The organism is Tabrizicola sp. (assembly GCF_022842145.1).
GTDB lineage: Bacteria > Pseudomonadota > Alphaproteobacteria > Rhodobacterales > Rhodobacteraceae > Tabrizicola.
Window position 1 is genome coordinate 515707 of record NZ_JALHQD010000001.1, and the last position, 24745, is coordinate 540451.

Annotated in this window: 23 protein-coding genes; 12 read left to right on the forward strand and 11 right to left on the reverse strand. The window is 67.3% G+C overall.

What is annotated here, in order from left to right:
- Nucleotides 1–16 precede the first annotated feature (16 nt).
- Nucleotides 17–490 (reverse strand): sigma-70 family RNA polymerase sigma factor, encoded by a 474-nt coding sequence (locus Q0C42_RS02680; protein WP_295071572.1) that lies wholly within the window; start codon nucleotides 488–490, stop codon nucleotides 17–19.
- 198 nt (nucleotides 491–688) lie between these two features.
- On the opposite strand from Q0C42_RS02680, the gene Q0C42_RS02685 reads away from it, so the two are divergent.
- Nucleotides 689–1552 (forward strand): Ku protein, encoded by an 864-nt coding sequence (locus Q0C42_RS02685; protein WP_295071574.1) that lies wholly within the window; start codon nucleotides 689–691, stop codon nucleotides 1550–1552.
- Nucleotide 1553: 1 nt separating this feature from the next.
- On the forward strand, nucleotides 1554–4043 hold the full coding sequence (gene ligD / locus Q0C42_RS02690; RefSeq protein WP_295071577.1) for a DNA ligase D: 2490 nt from the start codon (nucleotides 1554–1556) through the stop codon (nucleotides 4041–4043).
- On the opposite strand, the gene Q0C42_RS02695 is transcribed toward ligD, so the two are convergent.
- From Q0C42_RS02695 to Q0C42_RS02710, 4 genes are all read right to left on the reverse strand, one after another.
- Nucleotides 4040–4849, reverse strand: coding sequence for a Ku protein (locus tag Q0C42_RS02695; RefSeq protein ID WP_295071580.1), 810 nt, complete (start codon nucleotides 4847–4849; stop codon nucleotides 4040–4042). The genes ligD and Q0C42_RS02695 overlap by 4 nt on opposite strands.
- Before the next feature lie 10 nt (nucleotides 4850–4859).
- The gene (locus Q0C42_RS02700; RefSeq protein ID WP_295071582.1) at nucleotides 4860–5210 is read right to left on the reverse strand and encodes a hypothetical protein; all 351 of its coding nucleotides are present in this window, start codon (nucleotides 5208–5210) and stop codon (nucleotides 4860–4862) included.
- A gap of 198 nt (nucleotides 5211–5408) precedes the next feature.
- Entirely contained in the window at nucleotides 5409–5618 is a 210-nt protein-coding gene (locus Q0C42_RS02705; RefSeq protein ID WP_295071585.1) for a hypothetical protein, read from the reverse strand.
- 57 nt (nucleotides 5619–5675) lie between these two features.
- Nucleotides 5676–6833, reverse strand: coding sequence for a fumarylacetoacetate hydrolase family protein (locus tag Q0C42_RS02710; protein WP_295071587.1), 1158 nt, complete (start codon nucleotides 6831–6833; stop codon nucleotides 5676–5678).
- Between the two features lie 170 nt (nucleotides 6834–7003).
- On the opposite strand from Q0C42_RS02710, the gene Q0C42_RS02715 reads away from it, so the two are divergent.
- From Q0C42_RS02715 to Q0C42_RS02725, 3 genes are read left to right on the forward strand one after another with little or no spacing between them, the layout of a single operon-like run.
- Nucleotides 7004–7246 (forward strand): DUF2934 domain-containing protein, encoded by a 243-nt coding sequence (locus Q0C42_RS02715; protein WP_295071590.1) that lies wholly within the window; start codon nucleotides 7004–7006, stop codon nucleotides 7244–7246.
- Nucleotides 7247–7291: 45 nt separating this feature from the next.
- Nucleotides 7292–8248, forward strand: coding sequence for a TIGR03885 family FMN-dependent LLM class oxidoreductase (locus tag Q0C42_RS02720; RefSeq protein ID WP_295071592.1), 957 nt, complete (start codon nucleotides 7292–7294; stop codon nucleotides 8246–8248).
- Between the two features lie 21 nt (nucleotides 8249–8269).
- Entirely contained in the window at nucleotides 8270–10036 is a 1767-nt protein-coding gene (locus tag Q0C42_RS02725) for an alpha-amylase family glycosyl hydrolase (protein WP_295071595.1), read from the forward strand.
- Here the strand turns inward: Q0C42_RS02725 and Q0C42_RS02730 are convergent.
- Nucleotides 10033–10197, reverse strand: a complete 165-nt coding sequence (locus Q0C42_RS02730; protein ID WP_295071598.1) for a hypothetical protein — start codon at nucleotides 10195–10197, stop codon at nucleotides 10033–10035. The genes Q0C42_RS02725 and Q0C42_RS02730 overlap by 4 nt on opposite strands.
- A gap of 181 nt (nucleotides 10198–10378) precedes the next feature.
- Here Q0C42_RS02730 and Q0C42_RS02735 point away from each other — a divergent pair, with 181 nt between their 5' ends.
- Nucleotides 10379–11377, forward strand: a complete 999-nt coding sequence (locus Q0C42_RS02735) for a ligase-associated DNA damage response exonuclease (protein WP_295071600.1) — start codon at nucleotides 10379–10381, stop codon at nucleotides 11375–11377.
- Complete coding sequence (locus Q0C42_RS02740; RefSeq protein WP_295071603.1) at nucleotides 11374–12942, forward strand: cisplatin damage response ATP-dependent DNA ligase; 1569 nt, start codon at nucleotides 11374–11376, stop codon at nucleotides 12940–12942. Before Q0C42_RS02735 ends, Q0C42_RS02740 begins: the two co-directional genes overlap by 4 nt.
- On the opposite strand, the gene Q0C42_RS02745 is transcribed toward Q0C42_RS02740, so the two are convergent.
- The 4 genes from Q0C42_RS02745 to leuC all read right to left on the reverse strand — a co-directional run bounded on the left by Q0C42_RS02745 (nucleotide 12939) and on the right by leuC (nucleotide 17702).
- A complete protein-coding gene (locus Q0C42_RS02745; RefSeq protein WP_295071606.1) occupies nucleotides 12939–14255 on the reverse strand; it encodes an MFS transporter in 1317 nt (438 codons plus the stop codon). The genes Q0C42_RS02740 and Q0C42_RS02745 overlap by 4 nt on opposite strands.
- Before the next feature lie 80 nt (nucleotides 14256–14335).
- Nucleotides 14336–14941 (reverse strand): 3-isopropylmalate dehydratase small subunit, encoded by a 606-nt coding sequence (gene leuD / locus Q0C42_RS02750; RefSeq protein WP_295071609.1) that lies wholly within the window; start codon nucleotides 14939–14941, stop codon nucleotides 14336–14338.
- A 17-nt stretch (nucleotides 14942–14958) separates the two neighbouring features.
- A complete protein-coding gene (locus tag Q0C42_RS02755; RefSeq protein WP_295071611.1) occupies nucleotides 14959–16284 on the reverse strand; it encodes a glycosyltransferase family 4 protein in 1326 nt (441 codons plus the stop codon).
- Nucleotides 16284–17702: a 3-isopropylmalate dehydratase large subunit gene (gene leuC, locus Q0C42_RS02760; protein WP_295071614.1), complete on the reverse strand. Its 1419-nt coding sequence runs from the start codon at nucleotides 17700–17702 to the stop codon at nucleotides 16284–16286. The genes Q0C42_RS02755 and leuC overlap by 1 nt, the downstream gene beginning before the upstream one ends.
- Nucleotides 17703–17927: 225 nt before the next feature.
- On the opposite strand from leuC, the gene Q0C42_RS02765 reads away from it, so the two are divergent.
- Nucleotides 17928–18509, forward strand: a complete 582-nt coding sequence (locus Q0C42_RS02765; RefSeq protein ID WP_295071617.1) for a heme-binding protein — start codon at nucleotides 17928–17930, stop codon at nucleotides 18507–18509.
- On the opposite strand, the gene Q0C42_RS02770 is transcribed toward Q0C42_RS02765, so the two are convergent.
- The gene (locus tag Q0C42_RS02770; RefSeq protein WP_295071620.1) at nucleotides 18496–20028 is read right to left on the reverse strand and encodes an ABC-F family ATP-binding cassette domain-containing protein; all 1533 of its coding nucleotides are present in this window, start codon (nucleotides 20026–20028) and stop codon (nucleotides 18496–18498) included. The two genes, Q0C42_RS02765 and Q0C42_RS02770, sit on opposite strands and share 14 nt — an antisense overlap.
- A 250-nt stretch (nucleotides 20029–20278) precedes the next feature.
- Between Q0C42_RS02770 and Q0C42_RS02775 the strand changes: the two genes are divergently transcribed.
- The 4 genes from Q0C42_RS02775 to Q0C42_RS02790 are packed head-to-tail and all read left to right on the forward strand — an operon-like array spanning nucleotide 20279 to nucleotide 24744.
- A complete protein-coding gene (locus tag Q0C42_RS02775; RefSeq protein ID WP_295071623.1) occupies nucleotides 20279–21148 on the forward strand; it encodes a DMT family transporter in 870 nt (289 codons plus the stop codon).
- Nucleotides 21145–22041: a DMT family transporter gene (locus tag Q0C42_RS02780; protein ID WP_295071626.1), complete on the forward strand. Its 897-nt coding sequence runs from the start codon at nucleotides 21145–21147 to the stop codon at nucleotides 22039–22041. The genes Q0C42_RS02775 and Q0C42_RS02780 overlap by 4 nt, the downstream gene beginning before the upstream one ends.
- A gap of 58 nt (nucleotides 22042–22099) precedes the next feature.
- Entirely contained in the window at nucleotides 22100–23632 is a 1533-nt protein-coding gene (gene gpmI / locus Q0C42_RS02785) for a 2,3-bisphosphoglycerate-independent phosphoglycerate mutase (RefSeq protein ID WP_295071629.1), read from the forward strand.
- A complete protein-coding gene (locus Q0C42_RS02790; protein ID WP_295071632.1) occupies nucleotides 23629–24744 on the forward strand; it encodes a peptidoglycan DD-metalloendopeptidase family protein in 1116 nt (371 codons plus the stop codon). Before gpmI ends, Q0C42_RS02790 begins: the two co-directional genes overlap by 4 nt.
- Nucleotide 24745: the final 1 nt, after the last annotated feature.

Sequence of the window (24745 nt, forward strand, 5' to 3'; positions counted from 1 at the left end):
TAAGTTCCCCCTTGGGTCAGACCTCTTCACCAAGGGAGGTCTGGAGCAGCTTGCGTCCGCGGTTGATCCGGCTCTTGATCGTGCCGATGTCGCAGCCCAGGATTTCGGCGGCGGACTGGTAGCTTTCGCCCGTCACGAGGACGAGCATCACCGCCTCGCGGTAGGCTTGCGGCAGGCCCATCAGCGCCGCCTCGATCTCGCGGCCGCGGACGTGCCAGTACTGGTTGTCCGGGGACGTCGGCACCGAAGAGATGCAATCTTCGGCCCCTGGACGTTCGCGGGCCAGCTTCACGCGGTCGTTGTAGAACCGGTTGCGCATGATGGTGAACAACCACGCCCGCATGTTGGTACCGGGGGTATAGGACTGGGCGCTGGCGATGGCGCGCACCAGCGTGTCTTGTACCAGGTCATCCGCATCGCCGTATCGCCCGGTCAGCGACCGAGCAAAGAGGCGCAGCGCCGGGATATGACTGAGCACATCATCGGACATTTTAAGTGGGGCTCCTCCTGACTGCCGGGGTTAATGCGGCATTTCGGACGCGGTTCCTGTCTTTCGCGGCCTCTGATCAAGCCTTGGCAGGTTCCAGCCGAGACGAACGGCGGCCGAGGGAACCGGCGCTGGCGGTAACGGTTTCTCGACTGGGGCCGGATCGCGGTCGAGGTTTCACGCTGGAGTTGGAGTAGACCGATGGCACCCAGGGCAAACTGGAAGGGCCGGATCCGGCTGGGCGAAATCAGCTTCGGCGTGGCGCTTTACACCGCCGCCACCACGTCGGACCGCGTCGCCTTGCACATGATCAACCGACGCACCGGCAATCGGCTGAAGAACGAACTCGTGGATTCCGAGACCGGCAAGCCGGTGGAAAAGGAAGACGAGGTGATGGGTTACGAGGTGGACTCGGGCGATTACCTGCTGCTGGAGCAGGAGGAGATCGCCGCCGCCGTTCCCGCCTCGGACAAGACGATGCCGATCGAAGCCTTCATCCGCTGCGGCGACATCGACACTTTGTACTTCGACCGGCCCTACTATCTTGGGCCGTCCGATGCCGCCTCGGTCGAGGCCTATACCCTGCTGCGTGAAGGGATGGAGCGCGAGAAGGTCGCGGCGCTGGCCCGGACGGTCCTTTTCCGCCGCCTTCGCACCGTGATGATCCGTCCCCACGGCGCGGGGTTCATCGCCAACACGCTGAACTTCGACTACGAGGTCCGCTCCGCCGACCGGTCCTTCGCAGACATTCCGGAGCTGCGGATCGAAGGCGAGATGCTGGACCTTGCCGAGCATATCATCAAGACCAAGCTGGGAGAGTTCGACCCGTCCTCCTTCGACGACCGGTACGAGGCCGCGCTGGCGGACCTGGTCAAGGCCAAGCTGGAAGGCCGCGCTCCCCCCCGCCGGACAGAGCCCCCGCGCGAGAAGGTCGTGGACCTGATGGCAGCGCTGCGCGAAAGCGCCAAGGCGGCGGCGGGCCGGAAGGCGCCCGCCAAGGACGCGGCGAAGGAGGCGGCCAAGACTGGGACGAAGGACAAGGCTCCGCGGCGGAAGGCAGGCTGACATGGTGCTGGAAACCTACCAGTCGATGCGCGACTTCGGGGCGACGCCGGAACCGAAGGGCCGCAAGAAGGCATCGAAGGGCGACCCGGTCTTCGTGATCCAGAAGCACGCCGCCACCCGCCTGCACTACGACCTGCGGCTGGAGATGGACGGGGTCCTGAAAAGCTGGGCGGTGACTCGGGGACCAAGCTTGGTGCCAGGCGAAAAGCGCCTTTCGGTCCATGTCGAGGATCACCCGATGGACTATGGCGACTTCGAGGGGACCATTCCGGAAGGCCAATATGGCGCGGGCTCGGTGATCGTCTGGGACCGGGGCACCTGGACCCCGGTCTTCGACGCGCACAAGGGCTATGCCAAGGGTCACATCGAATTCGAGCTGAAAGGCGAGAAGCTTTCCGGCCGCTGGCACCTGATCCGGATGCGCGGCAAACCCCGGGAAAAACGCGAGAACTGGCTTTTCATCAAGGGCGAGGATGCCAGCGCCCGGGACGAAACCGCGCCGGATATCCTTGAGGAACGGCCGGAGTCGGTGAAGACCGGTCGCACGATCGAGGAGATCGGGGGCAATCCCCCGCGCAAGACGAAGGCGCGCAAGGCCGCGAAGGCCGAGGAACCGACGACGCCCACCGCTGAAGAACCGATTGCGCCACCGGCGAGGCTTCCCGGCTTCGTTCCGCCGATGCTGGCAACGCTGGTCAAGTCGACCCCCGGGGACGAACGCTGGCTGCACGAGATCAAGTTCGACGGCTACCGCATCCAGGCGCAGGTCGCGGACGGCAAGGTGCAGCTTTTCACCCGCTCGGGCCGCAACTGGACGGAACGGTTCGGCGACCAGATCGGCGGCGCGCTGGCGGCACTCCCCACCAGGCAGGCCGTGATGGATGGCGAGGTCGTGGTCGAATCCGCGGGACGCTCCTCGGACTTCTCGGCTTTGCAGGCGGACCTCGCTACCGGGCGGACGGACCGGATGGTCTACTATGCCTTCGACCTTCTCCACCTGGATGGCCGCGATCTGACCGGCCTGCCGCTGGTCGACCGCAAGCGTCTGCTGGAGGGGTTGCTGGCCCCAGCCTCGGGTGCGGTGCGGATCAGCGAGCATCTGTCGGACAAGGGCGAGGTCGTGTTGCGCCACGCCTGTCGGCTTGGGTTGGAGGGCATCATCTCCAAGCTGCGCGACAGCCCCTATCAGCCGGGGCGGGGCAAGGCCTGGGTAAAGTCGAAGTGTTCCGCCCGGCAGGAGTTCGTGGTGGCGGGCTTCCTGCCCTCGACCGTCTCGCCGCGTGCCATCGGCTCGCTGGTGCTGGGGGTCTATGACGGCGACAAGCTGAAGTCGGTGGGGCGGGTCGGCACCGGGTTCTCGTCGTCACTTGCCGAACAGCTTTACACCACGCTTGCGGCGCTGGAGACGGACACCCAGCCCTTCCAGCCGCCCCTGCCCCGGGCCGAGGCGCGCGGCGTGCGGTTCGTGCGGCCCGAACTGGTGGCCGAGGTGGACTTCCGCGCCTGGACCGGCGACGGCAACCTGCGCCATGCGTCCTTCAAGGGCCTGCGCGAGGACAAGGACCCGCGCGAGGTGACGGGCGAGGGGCTTCCCGCCCAGGTCGCCGAGGTGGAACCCGAACCCTTGCCCGTGCGCCGGATCAAGCTGACCCACCCCGAGAGGGTCTACTGGCCGGACGAAGGTGTCACCAAGGCGGGCCTCGCAGACTACTACACCGAAGTCTGGCCCTGGATCGCCCCGCATATCGTGGGCCGACCGCTCGCGCTGCTGCGCCTGCCCGATGGGGTCGGCGGGCGGCAGCAGTTCTTCCAGAAGCACGAATGGAAGGGCATGAACGCGGCCATCCTGAAGGTGCAGGACCCGGCCGAGCCGACGGACGCCCCTTCGCTTGCCATCGCCGACCTCGATGGGCTGATCGCGCTGGCCCAGTCCGCCGCGCTGGAGATCCATCCCTGGGGCAGCACGCTGCAGGACTGGGAACGCCCCGACCGGATCGTCATCGATCTAGACCCCGGCGACGGGGTGGAGTGGGCGGATCTGGTCAGTGCCGCGCAGGACGTGCGGGAAAAGCTGCAGTCCAAGAGCCTGGCGGGCTTTGTCAAGACTTCGGGCGGAAAGGGGCTGCACGTGGTGGCCCCCCTGAAGCCCAAGGCCCAGTGGCCCGAGGTCAAGACCTTCTGCCGCGATCTTGCCCGCGAGATGGCATCAGACGATCCCGCGCGCTACGTTTCGACCATCACCAAGGCGAAGCGGCAGGGAAAGATCCTGATCGACTATCTGCGCAACCAGCGGGGGGCGACGGCCGTGGCCGCCTTCTCGACGCGGGCCCGACCCGGCGCGCACGTCTCGGCCCCCGTGACCTGGGAGGAGCTGTCGTCGGGGATCACGCCGTCGGACTTCACCGTCCCGACGATGCCCACGCGGCTGGCCAACCTGCGCGCCGATCCTTGGGAGGGTTTTGCCGAGGCCGCGCGCCCGCTGAAGGCCTAGCGCTTCCGCGAGGCGGGCTTTTCCGCTGCAATGCTGCGCTTCAGGGCGTCGATGATGCTGATGACCTGACCCGTCTCGCGCGGCTCGTCAGCCTTCGACTTCTTGGCGGGCTTGCGACCCTTCCGCTTCGACTCGATCAGTTCAAGCAGCCGATCCTGCACCGGGTCCTCGACCATCTTCGGGTCCCAGTCGGCGGTGCGGCTCTCAATCAGCTTCGACACCAGTTTCAGCGCCTCGCTGTCCGGCTTCTTTTCACGCAACTCGCCGAAGTAATCGCGCTCGTCCCGCACCTCGTCGCCGTAGCGCAGCGTCCAAAGGACAATCCCCTTGCCGCGCGGGTCCAGCATCACCGCCCGTTCGCGGCGATACATCACCAGACGCGCGACCCCAACCGTTCCGGTGGACCGCATCGCGTCCCTGATGACCGAGAACGCCTCTTCCGCCACGGCGTCATCCGGCACCAGGAAGTGCGGGCGGTCGAACCAGATCCAGCCGATCCGGTCAGCCGGCACGAATTCCTGAATGTCGATGGTCCGCGTGCTTTCCAGAGCGACCTCGTCCAGTTCCTCTTCTTCCAGGATCACGTGGTCGTCCTCGCCACGCGGATAGCCGCGTGCCTGATCCTCGTCCTCGACCCGCTTGCCGGTTTCCGCATCGACATACTGTCGCTGCACACGGTTGCCGGTCTTGCGGTTCAGCGTGTGGAAGCGCAGCCGGTTGCCCTCGCTGACGGCCGGCAGCATCGCCACCGGGCAGGTGACGAGCGAAAGCTTGAGGTAGCCCTTCCAGAATGTGCGTGGCGGCACGGCGATTCTCCTATCCGGTCCCGGTCAACCGGCCAGGCCACAGGCGGGTTCCCCGCGCCGGAACAAATCCCCAATCCTCCGGTTGTTTCAGTTCAGCCGCCTCGCACGGCGGTCCCAATGCAACAGGAGACGACCGATGGCGAACAACCAGAACAACCAGCAGGGTGGCCAACAAGGCCAGCAGGACCAGAAGGGCGGACAGCACGACAACCAGGGCGGACAGAACAAGACCCAGCAGGGTGGCCAGTCCGGTCAAGGTGGCCAGGGCGGTCAGTCCGGCGGCCAGGGTGGCCAGGGCGGTCAGTCCGGCGGCCAAGGCGGTCAATCGGGCCAGGGTGGCAAGTCGGGCCAGGGTGGTCAATCGGGCCAAGGTGGTCAGGGCGGCCAGAACGACCAGAAAGGTCAGCAGCGCTGATCACACGACGGTGCGGCCCGGATCGGGCCGCATCGCACGGAATACGGACTGCACGCAGGGGCCAGGGCATCACGTCCCCCCGACTTTATGATGCGTTGCCTTGCGTGACAGGAAGCCCGGCCAGACGGCCGGGCTTCGCCATATCTATTCCTCGGCGACCGGGGCCGCAGCGGGGTCAGTGCCAGTCTCGGCTGGCTGCACCGTATCGGGCGTCGGCGAATTCCCCTCGGCCGCCTCTTCGAATTGCCAGAAGACAATCAGCCCGACGCCAAAGATCACCACCAGCGCCATGCCGATAAGGGGCCCCCGGTGGCGGCGTTTTTCGGTTTCCAGGTTGGTTCTCGGAGCGGACATCGGCTTTCTCCCTAAGCTGCCTCAGGAAGAAACCCCCCCGCCCACGTGCAGGTTCCCTCAGATCCGGTCGGCCAGCCCTCGGACGGCCAGGTTCCGCATCAGCGCACGGGTCCCGAAGGTCCACTCCGCGCAGGCGTCAGTCCGCAGCACCCGGTTCACCAGTCGTCCCAGCAGCGGAGTCGCGATCTCGACCACATCGCCCACTTCATGCGTAAAGCCCTGACCCGCGCCGCGCCGGTCCTTCACCGGGGCGAACATCGTCCCCAGGAACAGGACCGCCCCATCGGGATACTGGTGGTTGCGGTTCAGCATCTGCTGCGCCAGATCGGCAGGCTTCCGGCTGATCGCGGCCATCGCACTTTCGCCGGTCATCTCGAACCCGTCCTCGCCCGTCACCCGCAGCGATACCCGCACCTGCTCCAGCGCCGCCATGTCGAAGGCACCGTGGAAAAGGCGCAGGAACGGTCCGACCGCACATGAGGCGTTGTTGTCCTTGGCCTTGCCCAGAAGCAGCGCCGACCGGCCTTCGACGTCGCGCAGGTTCACATCATTGCCCAGCGTCGCGCCTAGGACCGTACCGTCCGAGCGGACCACCAGCACGATCTCGGGCTCGGGGTTGTTCCATTCGGAAATCGGGTGGATCCCCACATCTGCGCCGCAGCCGACCGAGGCCATCGGTTGCGCCTTGGTGAAGATCTCGGCATCCGGGCCGATGCCGACCTCCAGGTACTGCGACCAGAGACCCATCTCCTGCAGCACCCGCTTGACCTCCTGCGCCTTCTCCGATCCGGCAGGAACGCCGCGCAGGGATTGGCCGATCACCGGGGCCAGACGGTCGCGGATCGACTGCGCGCGGCCACTGTCGCCCTTGGCTTGCTCTTCGATCACCCGCTCGACCATGCTGTCCGCGAAGGTGACGCCAGCGGCTTTCACCGCCTGCAGGTCAATCGGGGCAAGCAGGTTCAGACCACGTCCCGCCAGCGCGTCGTCGACCGAACCCAGGTCTGTCAGCCCCTCGGCCTGGGCAAGCCAGTTCGCCAGCCCGTCGATCTCCATCAGTCCCGAGACGGTCGCCGACAACGAGGTCAGGTCCAGCAGTCGGCCACCCCGCACCAGGACGGGACAGGGGCCACCGGCCGCCTCGGACCAGACGCGACCGACCAGAATCGCCTGGCCTGCGTCTGTGGGAAGCACGTCACTGGCGGCAAGCTGCATCTGTCATTCTCCTGGCTGGGCGGACAGTGATAGCCTCTGACTTGCGCTGCGTCTATGCCCGGTTCCACCACCGGCAGAGCTTGTGGCGCCATGGTTCCCCGGGGGAACATTTTGCGTTCCCGGCAGTTTTCCCTTTCGACGGTCACGCAGGACCGAAACGGGAGGGACCAATGGATAAACCCCGCATCCATGACGACAGCATTCGCGAACGGGCCTACAGCCTGTGGGAGGCCGAGGGTTGCCCCGATGGCTGTGCCGACCGCCACTGGCAGCAGGCCGAAGCCGAGCTTTTCGAGGGGACCGAGGGTCAGGACATGGCCGAGGCCCGGAATGCCAGTTCTGCCGAACTGGGCGAAAGTGCAGATACCAGCGACGCGCCCGATGTACCCGGTCGCTCGCGACGCCGGGCTTAAGCGCGTCATGCCGCAACAGACGTCCCTGAACGGCTGCGCCTGATCATGGAGCGCATCGGTTTTCATGCCTCGCACGAGCAATTCGCGCCCTCCCGCCTGCTGACCCTCTGCCGCAAGGCAGAGGAGGCGGGCTTTGGCGTGATCAAGTGCTCGGACCACTTCCATCCGTGGAGCGAACGTCAGGGGCAGTCCGGGTTTTCCTGGGCCTGGCTGGGTGCTGCGATGCAGTCCAGCGCGCTTCCGTTCGGGTCCATCGCCGCGCCGGGCTACCGTACGCACCCTGCCGTTCTGGCCCAGGCCGCCGCGACCCTGGCCGAGATGTTCCCCGGTCGCTTCTGGCTGGCGCTCGGCAGCGGCGAGGCGATCAACGAGGCGATCACCGGCCTGCCCTGGCCCGAGAAGGCCGAGCGCAATGCCCGGCTGAAGGAATGCGCCGAGATCATCCGCGCGCTTTTCGATGGCGAGGAAGTGACCCACCGGGGCCGGGTGAACGTGATCGGGGCAAAGCTTTATTCCCGGCCCGAAGCACGGATCCCGCTCTTCGCGGCCGCCGTCAGCAAAGAGACTGCCGCCCATGTCGCCACCTGGGCCGATGGGCTCCTGACCGTCGGCGGCAAGGTCGAGAATGTCGCCCCGGTGTTGCAGGCTTTCCGCGACAATGGCGGGGCAGGCAAGCCGGTCCATATCCAGCACGCGCTGTCCTGGGCCCCCGATCGCGCGACCGCGATGGCCGAGGCGATGCATCAGTGGCGCCACGCGGTCCTTGGCGGCGAGGCGATGTGGGATCTCCGGCGGCCCGCGGACTTCGACACGGCTTCCGACGCGGCATCGGAAAGCGCGATGGCGGACCGCCTGCCGATCTCGGAGGACCTTGGCCGGCACACCGCTGACATTGCGGCCCTCGCTGCTCTGGACGCGACCGTCCACCTTCATTGCGTCGGTCGGAACCAGGAGGCTTTTCTGGACACCTTCGGCGCCAATGTCCTGCCCCGCCTAGACTGAAACCATCCCAGAGCGAAGTAGATGACAGTTCAAGATAAACCCGTCCCCGCCTCCACCCAGTCCTGGGGTGCGCGGCCGTCCGGCAAAGGCATGTGGGACATCGCGCTTTGGGCACCCTCGACGGAAGGCCTGACGCTGCACGTGGGGACCGAGCCGCCCCAGGCGATGACGCGCGGCGCGGACGGCGTCCACCGCGCCCGGGTCCCGGCCACCGAGGGCACCCGCTATGCCTTCTCCACCACCGGCGCCCCATTCGCGGACCCGGCGTCCCTGCAGCAACAGGACGGGGTGGAGGGTTGGTCCATCCTGCGTGACTCCGCGCGCTTTCGCAGCGGTGCGACCGACGCCCCGCGCCGGCCGTTCGACGAGATGGTGTTCTGCGAGTTGCACATCGGCACCTTCACGCCCGAGGGCACCTTCCGCGCCGCGGCCGGTTCGGCCGAATTGCAGCGGCTGGCGGATCTCGGGATCACCGCCATCGAGATCATGCCCGTTGGGCAATTTCCCGGTTCGCGCGGCTGGGGCTATGACAGTGTTCTGCCCTGGGCTCCGCAGCACAGCTACGGCACGCCGGAAGACCTGACGGAGCTGGTGGACGCGGCACACCGTCTGGGGCTGTCGGTCTTTCTCGACGTCGTCTTCAACCACTTCGGTCCCAAAGGCAGCATGCTGACCGAGATCAGCCCGGAGTTCTTCCTCGACGACTGCAATGATTGGGGTCGAAAGATCGACTACAGCCGGCCCGAGGTTCGTTCCTATTTCATCGGCTGCGCGCTGCACTGGCTGGAGGCTTATGGCTTTGACGGCCTGCGCCTGGACGCCGCCCATTCGATGGAAGACGAGACCGACCCGCATATTGTCGTCGAACTGGCACGGACCCTCCGTCAGGCCCGCTCCGGTCGTCCGATCCAGCTGGTCGCCGAGGACAGCTCGAACAGGGTCGGCTGGTATGAACCGGCGGCAGGGCTGTTCGATGCGGCCTGGGATGACGATTACCACCACGCGCTGCACGTCCTGCTGACCGGGGAAAGCTTCGGTTACTACAAGGATTTCGTGAAGGACCCGCATGCAGACCTGCGGCTTGCCCTTCGCGACGGGCAGGCGCTGCAGGGTCAGCCGCGCCACGCCGGGCTGGAGGAAAAGGGCGAGCCTTCGGGCCACCTGCCGCCGCGCTGCTTCGTCAACTTCAACCTCAACCACGATCACGCCGGCAACCGGCCGAAAGGCGAGCGGCTGATTTCGCTGATCGGGGCCGACCGGGCGCTTGTGGCCCACGCCTTCCTGCTTGCCGCCCCCTATACGCCACTGATCTTCATGGGTGAGGAAATCGGCTCGACCCGGCGGTTTCCCTGGTTTGCGGACTACAGCGGCAAGACCGCGAAGAAGATGCGCGAAGGCCGCGTCAAGCAGTTCGAGGATCTTCCGGGCAAGGGCGAGGAAATGCTCGACCCCTTCGATCCCGCGACCCACCAGATGGCCTGGCCCTATGCCCCGCCGGAACCCCGGGACGCCGGTCTGTGGCTGGCGGTGACCAAGGCCGTCCTCGACCTGCGGCGCGACCAGCTTGTGCCGCTGTTCCGGTCAGGCCGCAGCCACGAATTCCAGATCTCGCGGCTCGGCGAGCGCGGCGTGACGGCGCTCTTCCCGTTCCAGAAGGGAACCCTGCAAGCCGACGTCGCCTTCGATATCGGCGACCCGGAACCGGAGACCGGGCCCGGCTACCAGCCGCTCTACCAGCTGGGCCGGTCGGGAACGCCCCGGTTCCGGTTGGGACTGCTCACACCTTAAAGCCGGGTGACAAGCACCGTGCCGTCCTGGCGCACCTGCGTCGTCCGCTGGCGACGCTCTCCGTCCAGCCGCTCGGCCTGGCGCGAGGACCAGAAAAGGCCGACGATTGAGATGGCGAGCAGGATCAGGAACACGACGGCTCCCAGTGTACGTTCGTCCATTGCAGTTCTCCTTTGCGTTTCATCGCCCGTATCCGGGCCCATGAACCTGCAACGCCGGCCCGCCTACATTGTTCCCCCCACGATCGTTCCCCCGATCTGCAGGCTTCACCCCGCACCGGATCCCGACTTGGACAAAGGCGTTGTCGCCACATATCACCGGGACAGCCAGTCAGGATGCAGCATGGCCCGCGAGCCGCTTCTTCTTCCCCGCCCCGAGGGGCTTTACTGCCCGGCGGGGGACTTCTTCATCGACCCGCTGCGCCCCGTTCCCCGCGCGCTGATCACGCACGGCCATTCCGACCACGCCCGCCCCGGCCACGGCGCGGTGCTGGCGACCCGGCAGACTCTGGACATCATGGCGATCCGCTACGGTGAGGATTTCGCCAGCAGCCGTCAGGCCTATGACGGCCCGGTCACGCTGGGCGAAGCAAAGGTCAGCTTCCACCCGGCAGGACATGTCCTTGGCTCGGCGCAGATCGCGGTCGAGGCGCGGGGCTGCCGGATCGTGTTTTCCGGCGACTATGCCCGGGTCGCCACCCCAACCTGCGCCCCGTTCGAACCCGTCCCCTGCGACATCTTTGTGACCGAGGCGACCTTCGCCCTGCCCGTCTTCCGCCACCCCCCGCCCGAGGTGGAAATCGCCCGCCTCCTCGCCTCGGTCGCAGCCTTCCCGGAACGGTCGCACCTGATCGGGGCCTACGCCCTGGGCAAGGCGCAGCGGCTGATCGGGGCCTTGCGCCAGGCGGGCTGGGACGCGCCGATCTACATCCACGGCGCGTTGCAGCGGCTGTGCGACTACCACATCGCCGAAGGCATCGACCTGGGCGACCTGCGCCCCGCGACCGGGGGGACCAAGGCCGATTTCGCCGGAGCGATCATCATCGCTCCGCCCTCGGCTTTCGCCGCCACCTGGGCGCAGCGCTTTCCCGATCCGGTCATCTCCTTCGCCTCCGGCTGGATGCAGGTCCGCGCCCGCGCCCGGCAGCGGGGCGTCGAACTGCCCTTGATCATCTCGGACCACGTCGACTGGCCGCACCTCACCGACACCATCACCGAGCTGAACCCGGCCGAGGTCTGGATCACCCACGGCCGCGAGGATGCCCTGATGCGCTGGTGCGAGCTGAACCAGCGCAAAGCCCGCCAACTGCACCTGATCGGCTACGAGGACGAAGCGGAATGAGCCTTGCCGCCTTCGCCACGCTTCTGGAACGCCTGGCCTTCACGCCGCAACGGCTGGGCAAGGAACGGTTGCTCGCTACCGCCTTTTCCGAAAACCCCGACCCCCAGCGAGGGTTGATGCTGGCTGCGATCACCGGCGACCTGAAGCTGCGGCAGGTCACACCCAGCCTCTTGCGCGGCCTGACCGAAACGCGAGTAGACGCTCAGCTTTTTGCCGCCAGCTACGACTTTGTCGGCGACCTGGCCGAGACCATCGCACTGATCTGGCCCGAGGGCACGCAGTCCGATCCGCCGCTGTCCGAAGTGGTCGAAGAACTGGCCACCACTCCCAAAACGCGCTTGCCCGCCCTCATCATCTCGCGGCTCGACAGCCTTGGGCCGTCAGAGCGCTACGCCTATCTTAAGCTCGCCACCGGCGCGCTGCGGGTCGGCGTCTCGGCCCGCCTCGCCCGCACAGCCTTTGCCACCTGGGCCAACCTGCCGGTGAACGAGGTCGAGGAAATCTGGCACGCCCTGCAGCCGCCCTACCTTGACCTCTTCGCTTGGGCCGCAGGTTCCCCCCGCCCCGAAGCCGCCGCCCGCGCGCCCTTCCGCCCCGTCATGCTGTCCACCCCCACCGACCTCGATCAGCTATCCGCCCTGGACCCCGCCGCCTATGCCGCCGAGTGGAAATGGGACGGCATCCGCATCCAGGCCGTCAGCGATGGCGGGACCCGCAGGCTCTATTCCCGGACCGGGGAAGACATCAGCGCGGCCTTCCCAGACATCGTCGACCTGATGGATTTTGACGGCACCCTGGACGGCGAGCTTCTGGTTCGCCGCGATGCCGAGATCGCCAGCTTCGGCGACCTCCAGCAACGGCTGAACCGCAAGACGGTGACGCCCGCGATGCTTCGGTCCCACCCGGCGGGCCTCAGGCTTTACGACGTGCTGATCTGGAACGGCCAGGACCTGCGCGACCAGCCCTACGACGCGCGCCGCGCCGTGCTGGCCGAAGCGGTGGCACAGCTGGGACCTCGCATCGACCTGTCGCCGGAACTGCCGTTCCAGACCTGGGACGACCTTGCCGCCCTGCGCCTGAACCCGCCAGCGACGGTGATCGAAGGCGTGATGATCAAGCGGCGCGACAGCCCCTATCTGGGCGGACGGATGAAGGGCCCCTGGTTCAAGTGGAAGCGCGACCCGCACCTGATCGACGCGGTCCTCCTTTATGCCCAGCGCGGTCACGGCAAGCGGTCCGGCTACTATTCCGACTTCACCTTCGGGGTCTGGAACGGCGACGAACTGGTGCCGGTCGGCAAGGCCTACTTCGGCTTCACCGATGCCGAGCTGAAGGACCTTGACCGCTTTGTCCGCAACAATACGGTCGAACGCTTCGGCTCGGTCCGCTCGGTCGCCCGCACCAAGGTGGTCGAGGTCGCGTTCGAGGGCCTCAACCGTTCCACCCGCCACAAGTCCGGCGTCGCCATGCGCTTCCCCAGGATCAACCGCATCCGCGACGACAAACCCGCGATCGAGGCCGACCACCTGTCCACCTTGCAGGCGATGCTGGACCGCGAAGGCTAGCGCGCCGGGTTGGGCCAGCGATGGTGTAGCGCATCGACGACAAAGCGGTGCCGGTGGCCCCCCTCGTGCCCGTGTGCCGTCAGATGGGGGTGGCCGGGGGGAAGCTCGGGATGATCATGCGCCAGGGTCTCGGGGTCGCGCGCGGGCCAGAGCCGCAAGGTCAGGGCCAGCGCCACGGCACCGACAGCGGCCAGCACCAGCGCCACCGTGGACAGCCCCGCCAGCGCCCCCAGCCAGCCTGCCAGCGGATAGGTCACCAGCCAGCAGGCATGGCTGAGCGCGAACTGCGCGGCGAACAGGGCGGGCCGGTCCGCCTCGTCCGCCGAGCGGTTCAGGATGCGCCCGATGGGCGTCTGGGTCAGCGAAAAGCCGAAGCCAGCCAGCGCCCAAAGCGCGATCAGCCCCGCAAGGCCGCCGACCAGCGGAAGCACTGCAACCGACAGGATCATCAGCCCGGCACCGCCCAGCATCACCGGGCGGTCCTCCAGCCGCTCCAGCAACCGGGGCAGCAGCAGTGCCGCAAGGATCGATCCGGCCCCGAACCCGGCAAAGGCCAGCGCCACCTGCGGCGGGCCAAGATCAAGCCGGGTTTCCACCAGAACCACGGTGTTCACATAGACCATCGCCCCCGTGGCAGCGACCGCAGCCTCCAGCGCCAGCAGCCCGCGCAGACGCGGCGTGGCGGCATAGATGCGCAGGCCCCGTGTCGCGGTGGCCAGGAAGGACTCGGCGGGAAACGGCGTCCGGACCGGCAGGCGCGACGTGCCGACCAGCGCCGCAGACAGCAAGAACCCCGCGACCGTGCCGGCAAACAGAACGGGGAACGACACCACCGTCAGCAGAGCCGCGGCGATCAGCGGCGAGGCGATCTGCTCCAGATCCTCGGCCAGCCGCATCAGCGACAGGGCTTCGGTATAGTCCTTCTCCGCGGGCAGGACTTCGGGGATCGTCGCTTGGAAGGCGGGGGTGAACCCGGCCGAGGCGGCTTGCAGCAGGAAGATCAGCACGTAGATCTGCCAGACCTGGTCGACGAACGGCAGGGCGCAGACCACCACCGCGCGGATCAGGTCCAGCGCCACAAGGAACGCCCGCCGCGGCAGTCCCGCGGCCAGCGCGGCGGCCAGCGGGGCAAGGGTGACATAGGCCACCATCTTGATCGCCAGCGCCGTGCCCAGGACCGCTCCGGCGTTGTCACCGGCAAGGTCATAGGCCAGCAGTCCAAGCGCCACCGTGGCCAGACCCGTGCCCGTCAGCGCCACGGCCTGCGCGGCGAAAAGCCGGCGGAAGATCGGGTTGGACAAGGGTGAAAGCATGGGCGGAAGGCTACCCCCGCGCTGGGGTGCCGCGCAATGCCAAAGGCCCGGCCTTGGGGGCCGGACCTCGGCTTACTGGATCAGGCCCAGGGGCGCAGCGTGGCGTTCTTCGCCTCGTAGGTGTCGATCGCCGAGACCTTCTCCAGCGTCAGGCCGATGTCGTCGAGGCCGTTCATCAGGCAGTGCTTCTTGAACTGGTCCACCTCGAAGGCGAAGGTCGTGCCGTCCGATGCCGTGACCGTCTGGCTGTCCAGATCCACCGTCATCCTGGCATTCGCGCCCTTCCGGGCGTCGTCCATCAGGTGATCCACCGCCTCTTGCGGCAGGACGACGGGCAGGATGCCGTTCTTGAAGCAGTTGTTGAAGAAGATGTCGGCGAACGAGGTCGAGATCACGCAGCGCACACCGAAATCCAGCAGCGCCCAGGGCGCGTGTTCGCGCGACGAGCCGCAGCCGAAGTTGTCACCCGCGACGATGATCTCGGCATTGCGGTAGGCGGGCTGGTTCAGCACGAAGTCCGGGATTTCCTTGCCTTCGGGCGTAAAGCGCATCTCGTCGAACAGGTTCTTGCCCAGGCCCGACCGCTGGATGGTCTTCAGGAACTGCTTGGGGATGATCATGTCGGTGTCGATGTTGACCAGCGGCATCGGGGCCGCAATGCCGGTGAGAGTGGTGAACTTGTCCATGTTCGTCTGCCTTGCTGTCAGGAATGCTTGATCGGTTCGGGGCGGGTCGGGCGACGACCCAGCACCCAGTCGTAGATGGTCAGGATCTGCTCGGCCCGGCGGGGCCAGGTGAAAAGCTCGGTCACACGCTGGCGGGCGGCCTGACCCATGCGCGCGGTCCCCTCGGGGTCGGCGGCCATGCGCTCCAGCGCCTGGCGCAGGGCCAGGGTGGTTTCCTCACGGGTGGTGAGCGGAACCTTGATCCCGACCTCGGGCGTCACCAGATCGGCCGGCCCGCCATAGTCAATGACCAGGGGTGCAAGGCCCAGCGCCATCCCCTCCAGCACCGCGCCACCACCGAATTCGCGGATCGAGGGGAAGGCCAGCACGTGGCACCCGGCCGCCACATCCTGCACCTGTTCGTGCTTCAGCCAGCCGTGGAAATGCACCGCCGCCAGCCCCTTGGCCTGATCCTTCAGCGCCGGGGTCAGCGGGCCGTCGCCGACAAGGTGCAGCTCCAGCTTCCCGGCATCAACCAGGGGCCGGGCCGCTTCGATCAGCATGCCAAGTCCCTTCAGAGGGACAAAGCGACCGATGAAGCAGGCTTTCAGCACCCCCGGCTCGGGCAAGGCCTGACGGAAGAAGCGGGCCGGATCGATCGCATTTTCCGGCAGGTAGATGGCGCGGTCTACCAGCGATTCGGGGATGTCCTTGCGGGTGAACTTCGAGGCGTAAAGGATCGCGCTGCAAGCCTGCAGCATCCGGCGGCGTCCGGGGAAGATGCGGAGCAGGCCACGGGCGCGGCTCAGCCATTCGCCTTCCTGCTTCTGCTCAGCCTCGAACCCCTTGGGCCAAGGCACCCCGCCGTTGAGAGGGCCAAGGACGAAGGGCACCCCCGCCTTGCGGCAGTTCACGGCCAGAGGGCCGGACGCGGCAGGCGACAAGGGCGTGATGCGGTGGACAAGGTCGTAATCGCCGCGTTTCAGCGCCGGGCCGAAGGCTTGCCACACCTTCCGTTCGAACCAGGGGTAGGTCAGGCTGCTGACCGCCTGCACGATGGTCCAGCCCCGGCTTTCACCCATCCGCAGCACCTGGGACAACTTCCACGCTGGGGCCGCAATGGCCTCGGTGTCGATAGCGGTGAAGTCCACCCCCTCGACCCAACCCGCTCGCAGGATGGCATCGCGGTTGCGGACCTGCGTTACCAGGTGAACATCGGCCACCCCACGCAGCGCCTCGGCCAGGGACCAGCCGATCAGCGGGACGGACACCCATTCCGGGTTCGCGGCTTCCGCAATGACCAGAACGCGGGGCCGACCCGCGGCCCCGCTGGTTGCGGCACCCAAAGATGCCGCATCGGTCATCAGACCTCCTCGCCCATCAGTTCACGAACGTCGGTCAGGTGCCCGGTGATCGCCGCTGCCGCCGCCATCGCGGGTGACATCAGATGCGTGCGACCGCCGCGGCCCTGTCGGCCCTCGAAGTTGCGGTTCGAGGTGGCCGCGCAGCGTTCACCCGGAGCGAGCTGGTCGGGGTTCATTGCCAGGCACATCGAGCACCCGGCAAGCCGCCATTCCATCCCGGCGTCGATGAAGATCTGCGCCAGACCCTCTTCCTCGGCTTGCGCCCGGACCAGGCCCGAGCCCGGAACGACCATCGCGCGCTTCACCTTGATCTTCTTGCCCTTCAGGATCGCCGCCGCAGCGCGCAGATCCTCGATCCGGCCGTTGGTGCAGGACCCGATGAAGACCGTGTCGATCTGGATGTCGGTCAGCTTCTGGCCGGGCTGCAGGCCCATGTAGTCCAGCGACCGCTGCGCCGCTTCGACCTTGCCGCCCGTGAACGACTCCGCCGCAGGTACCACCCCGGTGATCGGCAACACGTCCTCGGGCGAGGTGCCCCAGGTCACGACCGGCGCGATATCCTCGCCCTTGATCGTCACCACCTTGTCGAAATGCGCGCCCTCGTCGGTGTACAACGTCTTCCAGTAGGCCAGCGCCGCCTCCCACTTCGCGCCTTTCGGAGCATGCGGACGGCCCATGACATAGGCAAAGGTCTTCTCGTCGGGCGCGATCAGACCGGCACGCGCGCCGCCCTCGATCGCCATGTTGCAAACGGTCATCCGGCCTTCCATGGACAGCTCGCGGATCGCCTGGCCGCAGTATTCGATGACATAGCCCGTACCGCCGGCCGTCCCGGTCTCGCCGATGACCGACAGGGTGATGTCCTTGGCCGTGACGCCGGGGCGAAGCGACCCCGTGATCTCGACCTTCATGTTCTTGCCCTTGCGCTGGATCAGCGTCTGGGTGGCCAGCACGTGCTCCACCTCGGACGTCCCGATCCCATGCGCCAGGGAGCCGAATGCCCCATGCGTCGCAGTGTGGCTGTCACCGCAGACCACGGTCATGCCGGGAAGGGTCCAGCCCTGTTCCGGCCCGACGATGTGGACGATGCCCTGGCGGATGTCGGAAACGGGATAGTAGTTGATCCCGAAGTCCTTGGCGTTCTTGTCCAGCGCCGCCACCTGGATGCGGCTTTCCTCGGGCATCTGGTCGGGGTTTTCCCGGCCCTTGGTCGTCGGCACGTTGTGGTCCGGCACCGCGATGGTCTTTTCCGGCGCGCGGACCTTGCGACCCGTCATCCGCAGGCCCTCGAAGGCTTGGGGGCTGGTCACTTCATGGACCAGGTGCCGGTCGATATAGAGGAGGCAGGTGCCGTCCTCGGCCTGATGGACAACGTGGTCGTCCCAAATCTTGTCATAAAGCGTACGCGGAGCGGTCATGGCTCTCACCTGTTCAAGGGATGGCGGGATAGGCGAAGGGGCGCGGGCGCGCAGGACGGCAATCCGTCAGGCGCGGGCAAGGACACTGCGGGTCATGCCGAAGAAGCGGGCCGGAAGCCGCGCGTGATCGGTGATGTTGAAGTAGATGAACCCGGACATGGGCGCGATATACGCTCGAAATCCGCGTCGGGCAAGCTAGCTCCCCTTGAAAGCAGAGGTGTTTCGATGCGCAAACTGGTTATGGCAGCGGTCTTGGGGGTAGCGATGGCGGGGATGGCAGGGGCCGAGGCGACCCACAAGGGCTATGAAATGCCGCCCTACAGCGTCGAATGGTCCGACGGCGCCCGAGAGATTCGCACCTACGGCCCGCATCTTCTGGCCGAGGTGAAGGTCACCGGCGGACGGACCGGCGCGATCCAGGCCGGGTTCCGGATGCTGGCGGGCTACATCTTCGGCGGCAATGACACGGGCGAGAAGATCGCGATGACCGTCCCCGTCGCCCAGACGGCCGAGCGGGATTTCTGGACGGTCAGCTTCATGATGCCCGCGCGCTACACCGCCGAGACTCTCCCCGCCCCCCGCGACGACCGCATCCGTTTCGTGCCCGCCGGGCCGTCGCGCCAACTGGTCGAACGCTTCTCCGGCCTGCCCGGCAGCGCGGGCCTGGCCGAGCGTGCGAACGCCCTGCGCGACTGGGCCGAGGCGCAGGGCCACGAAGTCATCGACGGGCCGCACTACTACTTCTACGACGCGCCGATGACCCTGCCGTGGAACCGCCGGAACGAGGTGGCCTTCACCATCCGCTGACCACAGGTTTCAGCATCCCGTCGATGAAAGGCTCGGGGCTGCCCACTTCGGTCAACCGGCCCCCGTTCTTGCCACCAGGCTCGATCCACCAGAACCGGGTTCCGACCGCGCGGATCAAGCTGCGGTCATGCGACACCAGCAAAGTCGCCGTGGATTTCGTGACCAGCTCGTCCTCCAGCGCCTCTTGACCTTCGATGTCCAGATGGTTGGTGGGTTCATCCAGCAGGAAGAAATTGGGCCGGGTCAGGCGCAGCACCAGCAGTTGCAGCCGCGCGCGCTGGCCGCCCGAAAGCGCGCGGATCGGGGTAGTCTGCAGGGCAAGTGCGATGCCAGCCCCCGCCAGGGCCGTCCGGGCAGGCTGGTCCCCCAGGTCGAAGCGGCGGGTCACCAGCCCGTGTGCCGTGGCGTCGGGGTCAAGGCTACGCAGCCTCTGATCGGCGATCCCCGCGACCACGGTCGGTGCCACCCGAACCGGGCCATCACCCCCGCGCAGCGCCGCTTCCACAAGGGCCACAAAGCGCGACTTGCCGACCCCGTTCGCCCCCAGCAGCACGATACGGTCACCGGGCGCGATCCATAGCTGCGGGCAGTGAAACAGCACCCGCCCGCCCGGCGCCGTGACGGCACAAGGCGCGACCGAGATCAGCGCGCGGGCACGGGCCTCGGTGATGTCCAGCCGGATTTCGCCCGCGCTGCGTGGTTTGTAAGCTGGGGTGGCAGAGGCCTCGATCTTCGCGGCACGCTCGGTAAGCTGCCGGGTCTTTACCACCAGCAGATCGCTGCCCGAGTTCATGCCGATGTTCTTCAGTTTTGCCGCCTGCCTGCGCAACTGCCGCGCCGCGCGCAGGTCCTGGTCATGCTGACGACCGGTTGCGGCGTCGACCTCCTCCAGCGCGACAAGGGCACGGGAGTAGGGCAGCGCGAACACCTGCGACTGGCTTTCGCGCAGAAACAGGGTCCGGGTGCAGATGTCGTCCAGGAACGCCCGGTCGTGCGACACCACCATCAGCGCCGTCGCGCGCGGCAGGGCGGTGATCCAGCGCTGCACCAGCCCGATGTGCGAGAGATCAAGGTGGTTCGTCGGCTCGTCCAGGAGGAGAAGGTCTGGCTCTGCGACCCAGACGCTGGCCAGCATCGCCAGGCGCTGCCACCCGCCGGACAGCTCTGCCATGCGCCGGTCGCGCAGGTCCTGGGGAATCTCCAGATCATCCAGCGCGATATCGGCGCGCCAGTGATCGCCCTCGGGGGCGGCCGCCAGAACGGCGTCGCGGCTGGAAAGCCGGGAAAGGGCTTGCGGCGTGTCCTGCGGCAGATACCCGGTAACCAGCCCCCTCCGCCGGGTGATTTCACCGGCCGTCAGGTCGGCAAAGCCCGCCACGGCTTGCAGCAACGTGGACTTGCCGCGGCCGTTCGGGGCCACGATGGCCAGCCGGTCGCCGGGGTGAAGGGTCAGATCAAGCTGGGAAAACAGCGGCGCGCCAAGCGTGATGCCAGCGGCTTTCAGGGCGAGAAGGGACATGGGAGTCTCCGGTCCGGACATGGCAGACGCGCTGCCGTTCGGGCAGATCAGAGACGTCGTGTGGCCCCGATCAGCCCCGCACGATCAGATGCGGGGCACGGACAGGGCCGGTCGTATGGTGGTGGTTGGCGCGCAAGATCACGCAGACGCTCCCTTATGACGCGCCAACTGTGCGCAGAGTCCGGCCATGCGTCAAGCTGGCGTCGCGCCCCTTCCGCCCAGCCGTCGCAGATGATAGCCAGCCCGCGACATGACCTCCTCGCGCAATCCGACTTTGGGCATCTGGCTCATGGTGGCCGCCGTCGCCACCTTTGCGGCGCAGGACGCCTTCGCCAAGCACCTGGCGGGGACCTATTCCACCCAGATGATCATCATGATCCGCTACTGGGTCTTTGCCGGGTTCGTCATCCTTCTGGCTCTGCGTCAGCCCGAGGGGTTCCGCGCCGCGATCCAGTCGACCCGCTTGCCCACGCATCTGGTGCGGTCCTGCCTTCTGGTGGCCGAGATCTGCCTGATCGTCTGGGGCTATACCCAGATCGGGCTAATCAACTCGCTGGCGATCTTCTCGGTCTGCCCGCTGCTGATCGTCGCCCTGTCCGGTCCCATCCTGGGCGAACGGATCAGCTGGCAACGCTGGGCCGCCGTCGCGGCGGGCCTTCTGGGCGTGCTGGTGATCCTGCGCCCCGGCATGGGCGTCTTTTCCTGGGCGGCGATCCTGCCCCTGGCGGCGGCCTTCATGTTCGCGCTTTACTCCGTGCTGACGCGCCTCACCACCCGGGTCGAGGCGACCTTCCCCGCCTTCTTCTGGCCCGGCGTCATCGGCGCGGGGCTGATCACCGGGATCGGCCTGCCCTCCCTGACCCCGATGCTGCCGCAGGACGGCGCGCTGCTGGCGGTCTACTGCGGGCTGTCGATCCTGTCGCACTGGCTCCTTCTGAAGTGCTACGAACAGGTCGAGGCCGCGCGGGTGCAGCCCTATGCCTACCTGCAGCTGGTCTTCGTCACGATCATCGGCATGGCCGTCTATGGCGAGGTGCTTGAACTGCCCGTCGCCCTTGGCAGCCTGATCGTGGTCGCCGCGGGCCTTTACGCCCTGTCGCTGGAACGGAAAGCCGCATGACCCACCAGGCCGTTCAGAACACCAAACTCGGCATCTGGCTGATGATCGCAACGACGCTGGTCTTCGCGGTGCAGGACGGCATCTCGCGCCACCTGGGGTCGACCTACAACGTCACGATGGTGGTGATGGTCCGCTTCTGGTTCTTCGCCCTCTTCGTCGTCGCCCTCGCCGCCCGGTCCGAGGGCGGCCTTCGCGCGGCCAGCCGGTCCGCCTTCCCCAAGGTCCAGATCGCCCGCGGCGTGATCCTGGTGGCCGAGATCGCCGTCATGCTGGTCGCCTTCGTCAAGCTGGGCCTGATCGAGGCGCATGCGGTCTTCACCTGCTACCCGCTTCTGGTCGCGGCGCTCTCCGGTCCGATCCTGGGCGAAAAGGTCGGCTGGCGGCGCTGGGCGGCGATCCTGGTCGGTTTCGCGGGTGTCCTCATCATCCTGCAACCCGGCTTCGGTGTCTTCACGCCCTGGGCGCTGGTGCCACTTCTGTCCGCCACGATGTTCGCGGTCTACGGCCTCCTGACCCGCTATGTCGCGCAGAAGGACAGCGCCTCGGTCAGTTTCTTCTACACCGGGGTCGTCGGCGCCATCGCGATGACACCCTTCGGTCTGATGCACTGGACCTGGATGACGCCTGCGGACTGGGGCTGGATGCTGCTTTTGTGCTGCACCGCCGCCCTCAGCCACTGGCTTCTCATCAAGTCCTACGCCGTGGCCGAGGCGTCGGCGATCCAGCCCTTCGCCTATCTGCAACTGGTCTGGGCGTCGGCCATCGGTCTTTTCATCTTCGGAGAAACCCTGCGGATCAACGTCGCCGTCGGCGCGGGGATCGTCGTGGCGGCAGGCGTCTTCACCCTGTGGCGCCAGCGCGTGCGGGAGAAGGCGGCCTTGCGCCAGGCGTGACGGTTGCTCTGCCACCGGGCGGCGCGTAAAAGCCTTCCAGCGAAGTAGGAGACTGCCAATGCCCGCCCCGAAACCCGTCGTCCTCTGCATCCTCGACGGCTGGGGCATCGGTCCGAACCCCGACACCAGCGCCCCGGCCCAGGCGCATGTGCCGACCTTCAACCACCTCTGGGCCACCTGCCCCCATGCCACGCTGACCACCTTCGGCCCGGACGTGGGCCTGCCCACCGGGCAGATGGGCAACTCCGAAGTCGGGCATACCAACATCGGCGCGGGCCGCGTGGTGGCGATGGACCTGGGTGCCATTGATCTGGCGGTCGAGGATGGGAGCTTTGCCAAGAACCCCGCGATCCTGGACTTCGCCGCGAAGGTGAAAGCCGCAAGGGGCACCGCGCATCTGATGGGCGTCGTCTCGGATGGCGGGGTGCATGGGCACGTCAACCACATCCTTGCCGCCTGCCGCGCCATCACCGCCCTTGGCGTTCCGGTCGCGCTGCACGCAATCACCGACGGCCGCGACGTCGCGCCCTCCTCGGCCCAGAACTTCGTCGAGGCGCTGGTCAAACGCCTCCCCTATGGCGCCAGCATCGCCACGGTGACGGGCCGCTACTGGGCGATGGACCGCGACAACCGCTGGGAGCGTGTGAGCCGCGCCTTTGACGCGATGATCCACGCGAAGGGCGAAACCGCGCCCGACCCGCTGACCGCAGTCTCGAACAGCTACGGCAAGGGCGAGACGGACGAATTCCTCGCCCCCACGGTGATCGACGGCTACCACGGCGCCAAGGACGGCGACGGGGTCTTCTGCCTGAACTTCCGCGCCGACCGCGCGCGCGAAATCCTGGCGGCCATCGGCGATGCGACCTTCACCGCCTTCGACACCGGGACCCGGCCGCAGTGGTCGGTTCTGCTGGGGATGGTCGAATACTCCGACCTCCACAACGCCTACATGGGCACCGCCTTCCCCAAGCGCGTGCTGATCAACACCCTTGGCGAATGGGTTGCCAGCCACGGATTGACCCAGTTCCGCCTGGCCGAGACCGAGAAGTATCCCCACGTCACCTTCTTCCTGAACGGCGGGCGCGAGGCACCCTATCCCGGCGAAGAACGCGCCATGCCGTCCTCACCCAAGGTCGCGACCTATGACCTGCAGCCCGAGATGAGCGCGGACCAGGTCTCCGGCCACCTCGTTGCCGCCATCGAAAAGGGCTACGATCTGATCGTCGTCAACTTCGCCAACCCCGACATGGTGGGCCATACCGGGTCGCTTCCAGCGGCGATCAAGGCCTGCGAGGCGGTGGACCGTGGCCTGACCCGCGCACTGGCCGCTCTGCAAGCCGCGGGCGGCGCGATGATCGTCACCGCCGACCACGGCAACTGCGAGGTGATGGTCGATCCCGTCACCGGCGGCCCGCATACCGCGCATACCACGAATCCGGTTCCGGTCATCCTGGTCGGCGGCCCCCCCGGCGCGACCCTGCGCAGCGGCAGGCTGGCCGACCTGGCCCCGACGCTGTTGCAGCTCATGGGCCTGCCCCAGCCACCACAGATGACCGGCCAAAGCCTGATAGGCCAGACCCTTTTCGCATGATCCGCACCGCCGCCCTGCTTTGTCTCCTTGCCCTGCCCTTGCAGGCTGAAACCGTGGCCGAACAAGCCGCCCGCGCCTCCTCCGCGCTGCAAGAGGCAGTGGCCGCACTGGACGCCGCGACCGAGGCGCGCGACCGGGTCTCGGCGCTAAGCCAGACCATCCGCGCTTACGAGGCGGGCCTTGCCGCCCTGCGCGGCGCGCTGCGCGAGGCCGCCTTGCGGGAGGCGACGCTGACCCGCGCCTTCGACGCCAAGCGCGACGGGATCGGGCGGCTGCTGGGTGTGCTGGCGACGATGGAGGCGAACCCCGGTCCGCTTCTGTTGCTGCATCCTGACGGCGCGGTCGGCTCGGCCCGGTCGGGGATGATCCTTGCGGACGTGACCCCGGCGCTGCAATCAGAAGCCGCCGCGCTGAAGGCCGAACTGCAGGAACTGGCCGACCTGCGGGCCTTGCAACTGTCGGCGGGCGAGGTGCTGAAGACCGGCCTTGCCTCCGCGCAGGAGGCCCGCACCGAACTGTCGCAGGCCATTTCGGACCGCACCGACCTGCCGAAACGCTTCACCGAAGACCCCGAGGTGCTGAAAGGCCTTCTGGACAGCGCCGACACGCTGGACGCCTTCGCCGCCGGCCTGTCGCCCGATGCCGAAAGTGGAACCTCCTTTGCCACCGAGAAGGGCCGCCTGCCGCTTCCCGCACTCGGCACGATCCTCCGCCGCCCGGACGAGGCCGATGCCACCGGGGTCCGCCGACCCGGCATCACGCTGGCGACCCAGCCCCGCGCACTCGTCACCGCGCCCTGGCCCGCCACCATCCGCTACCGGGGACCGCTTCTCGACTACGGAAATGTGATGATCCTTGAGCCCGGCGACGGCTATCTCCTGGTTCTTGCAGGCATGGAAACCCTGTATGGCGAAGTGGGAGAAGTTGTTGCCGCTGAAACGCCCCTTGGCCTGATGGGTGGATCACCGGGCGCGGCGGCGGATTTCCTGGCCGGGTCGCCAGATCGCTCTGGTGGGCGCGACACGGAAACGCTTTATATGGAACTCAGACAGGGGGCCGCCCCCGTGGACCCGATCCCGTGGTTCACCGGACTGGCCCGCACAGGAGACTGAC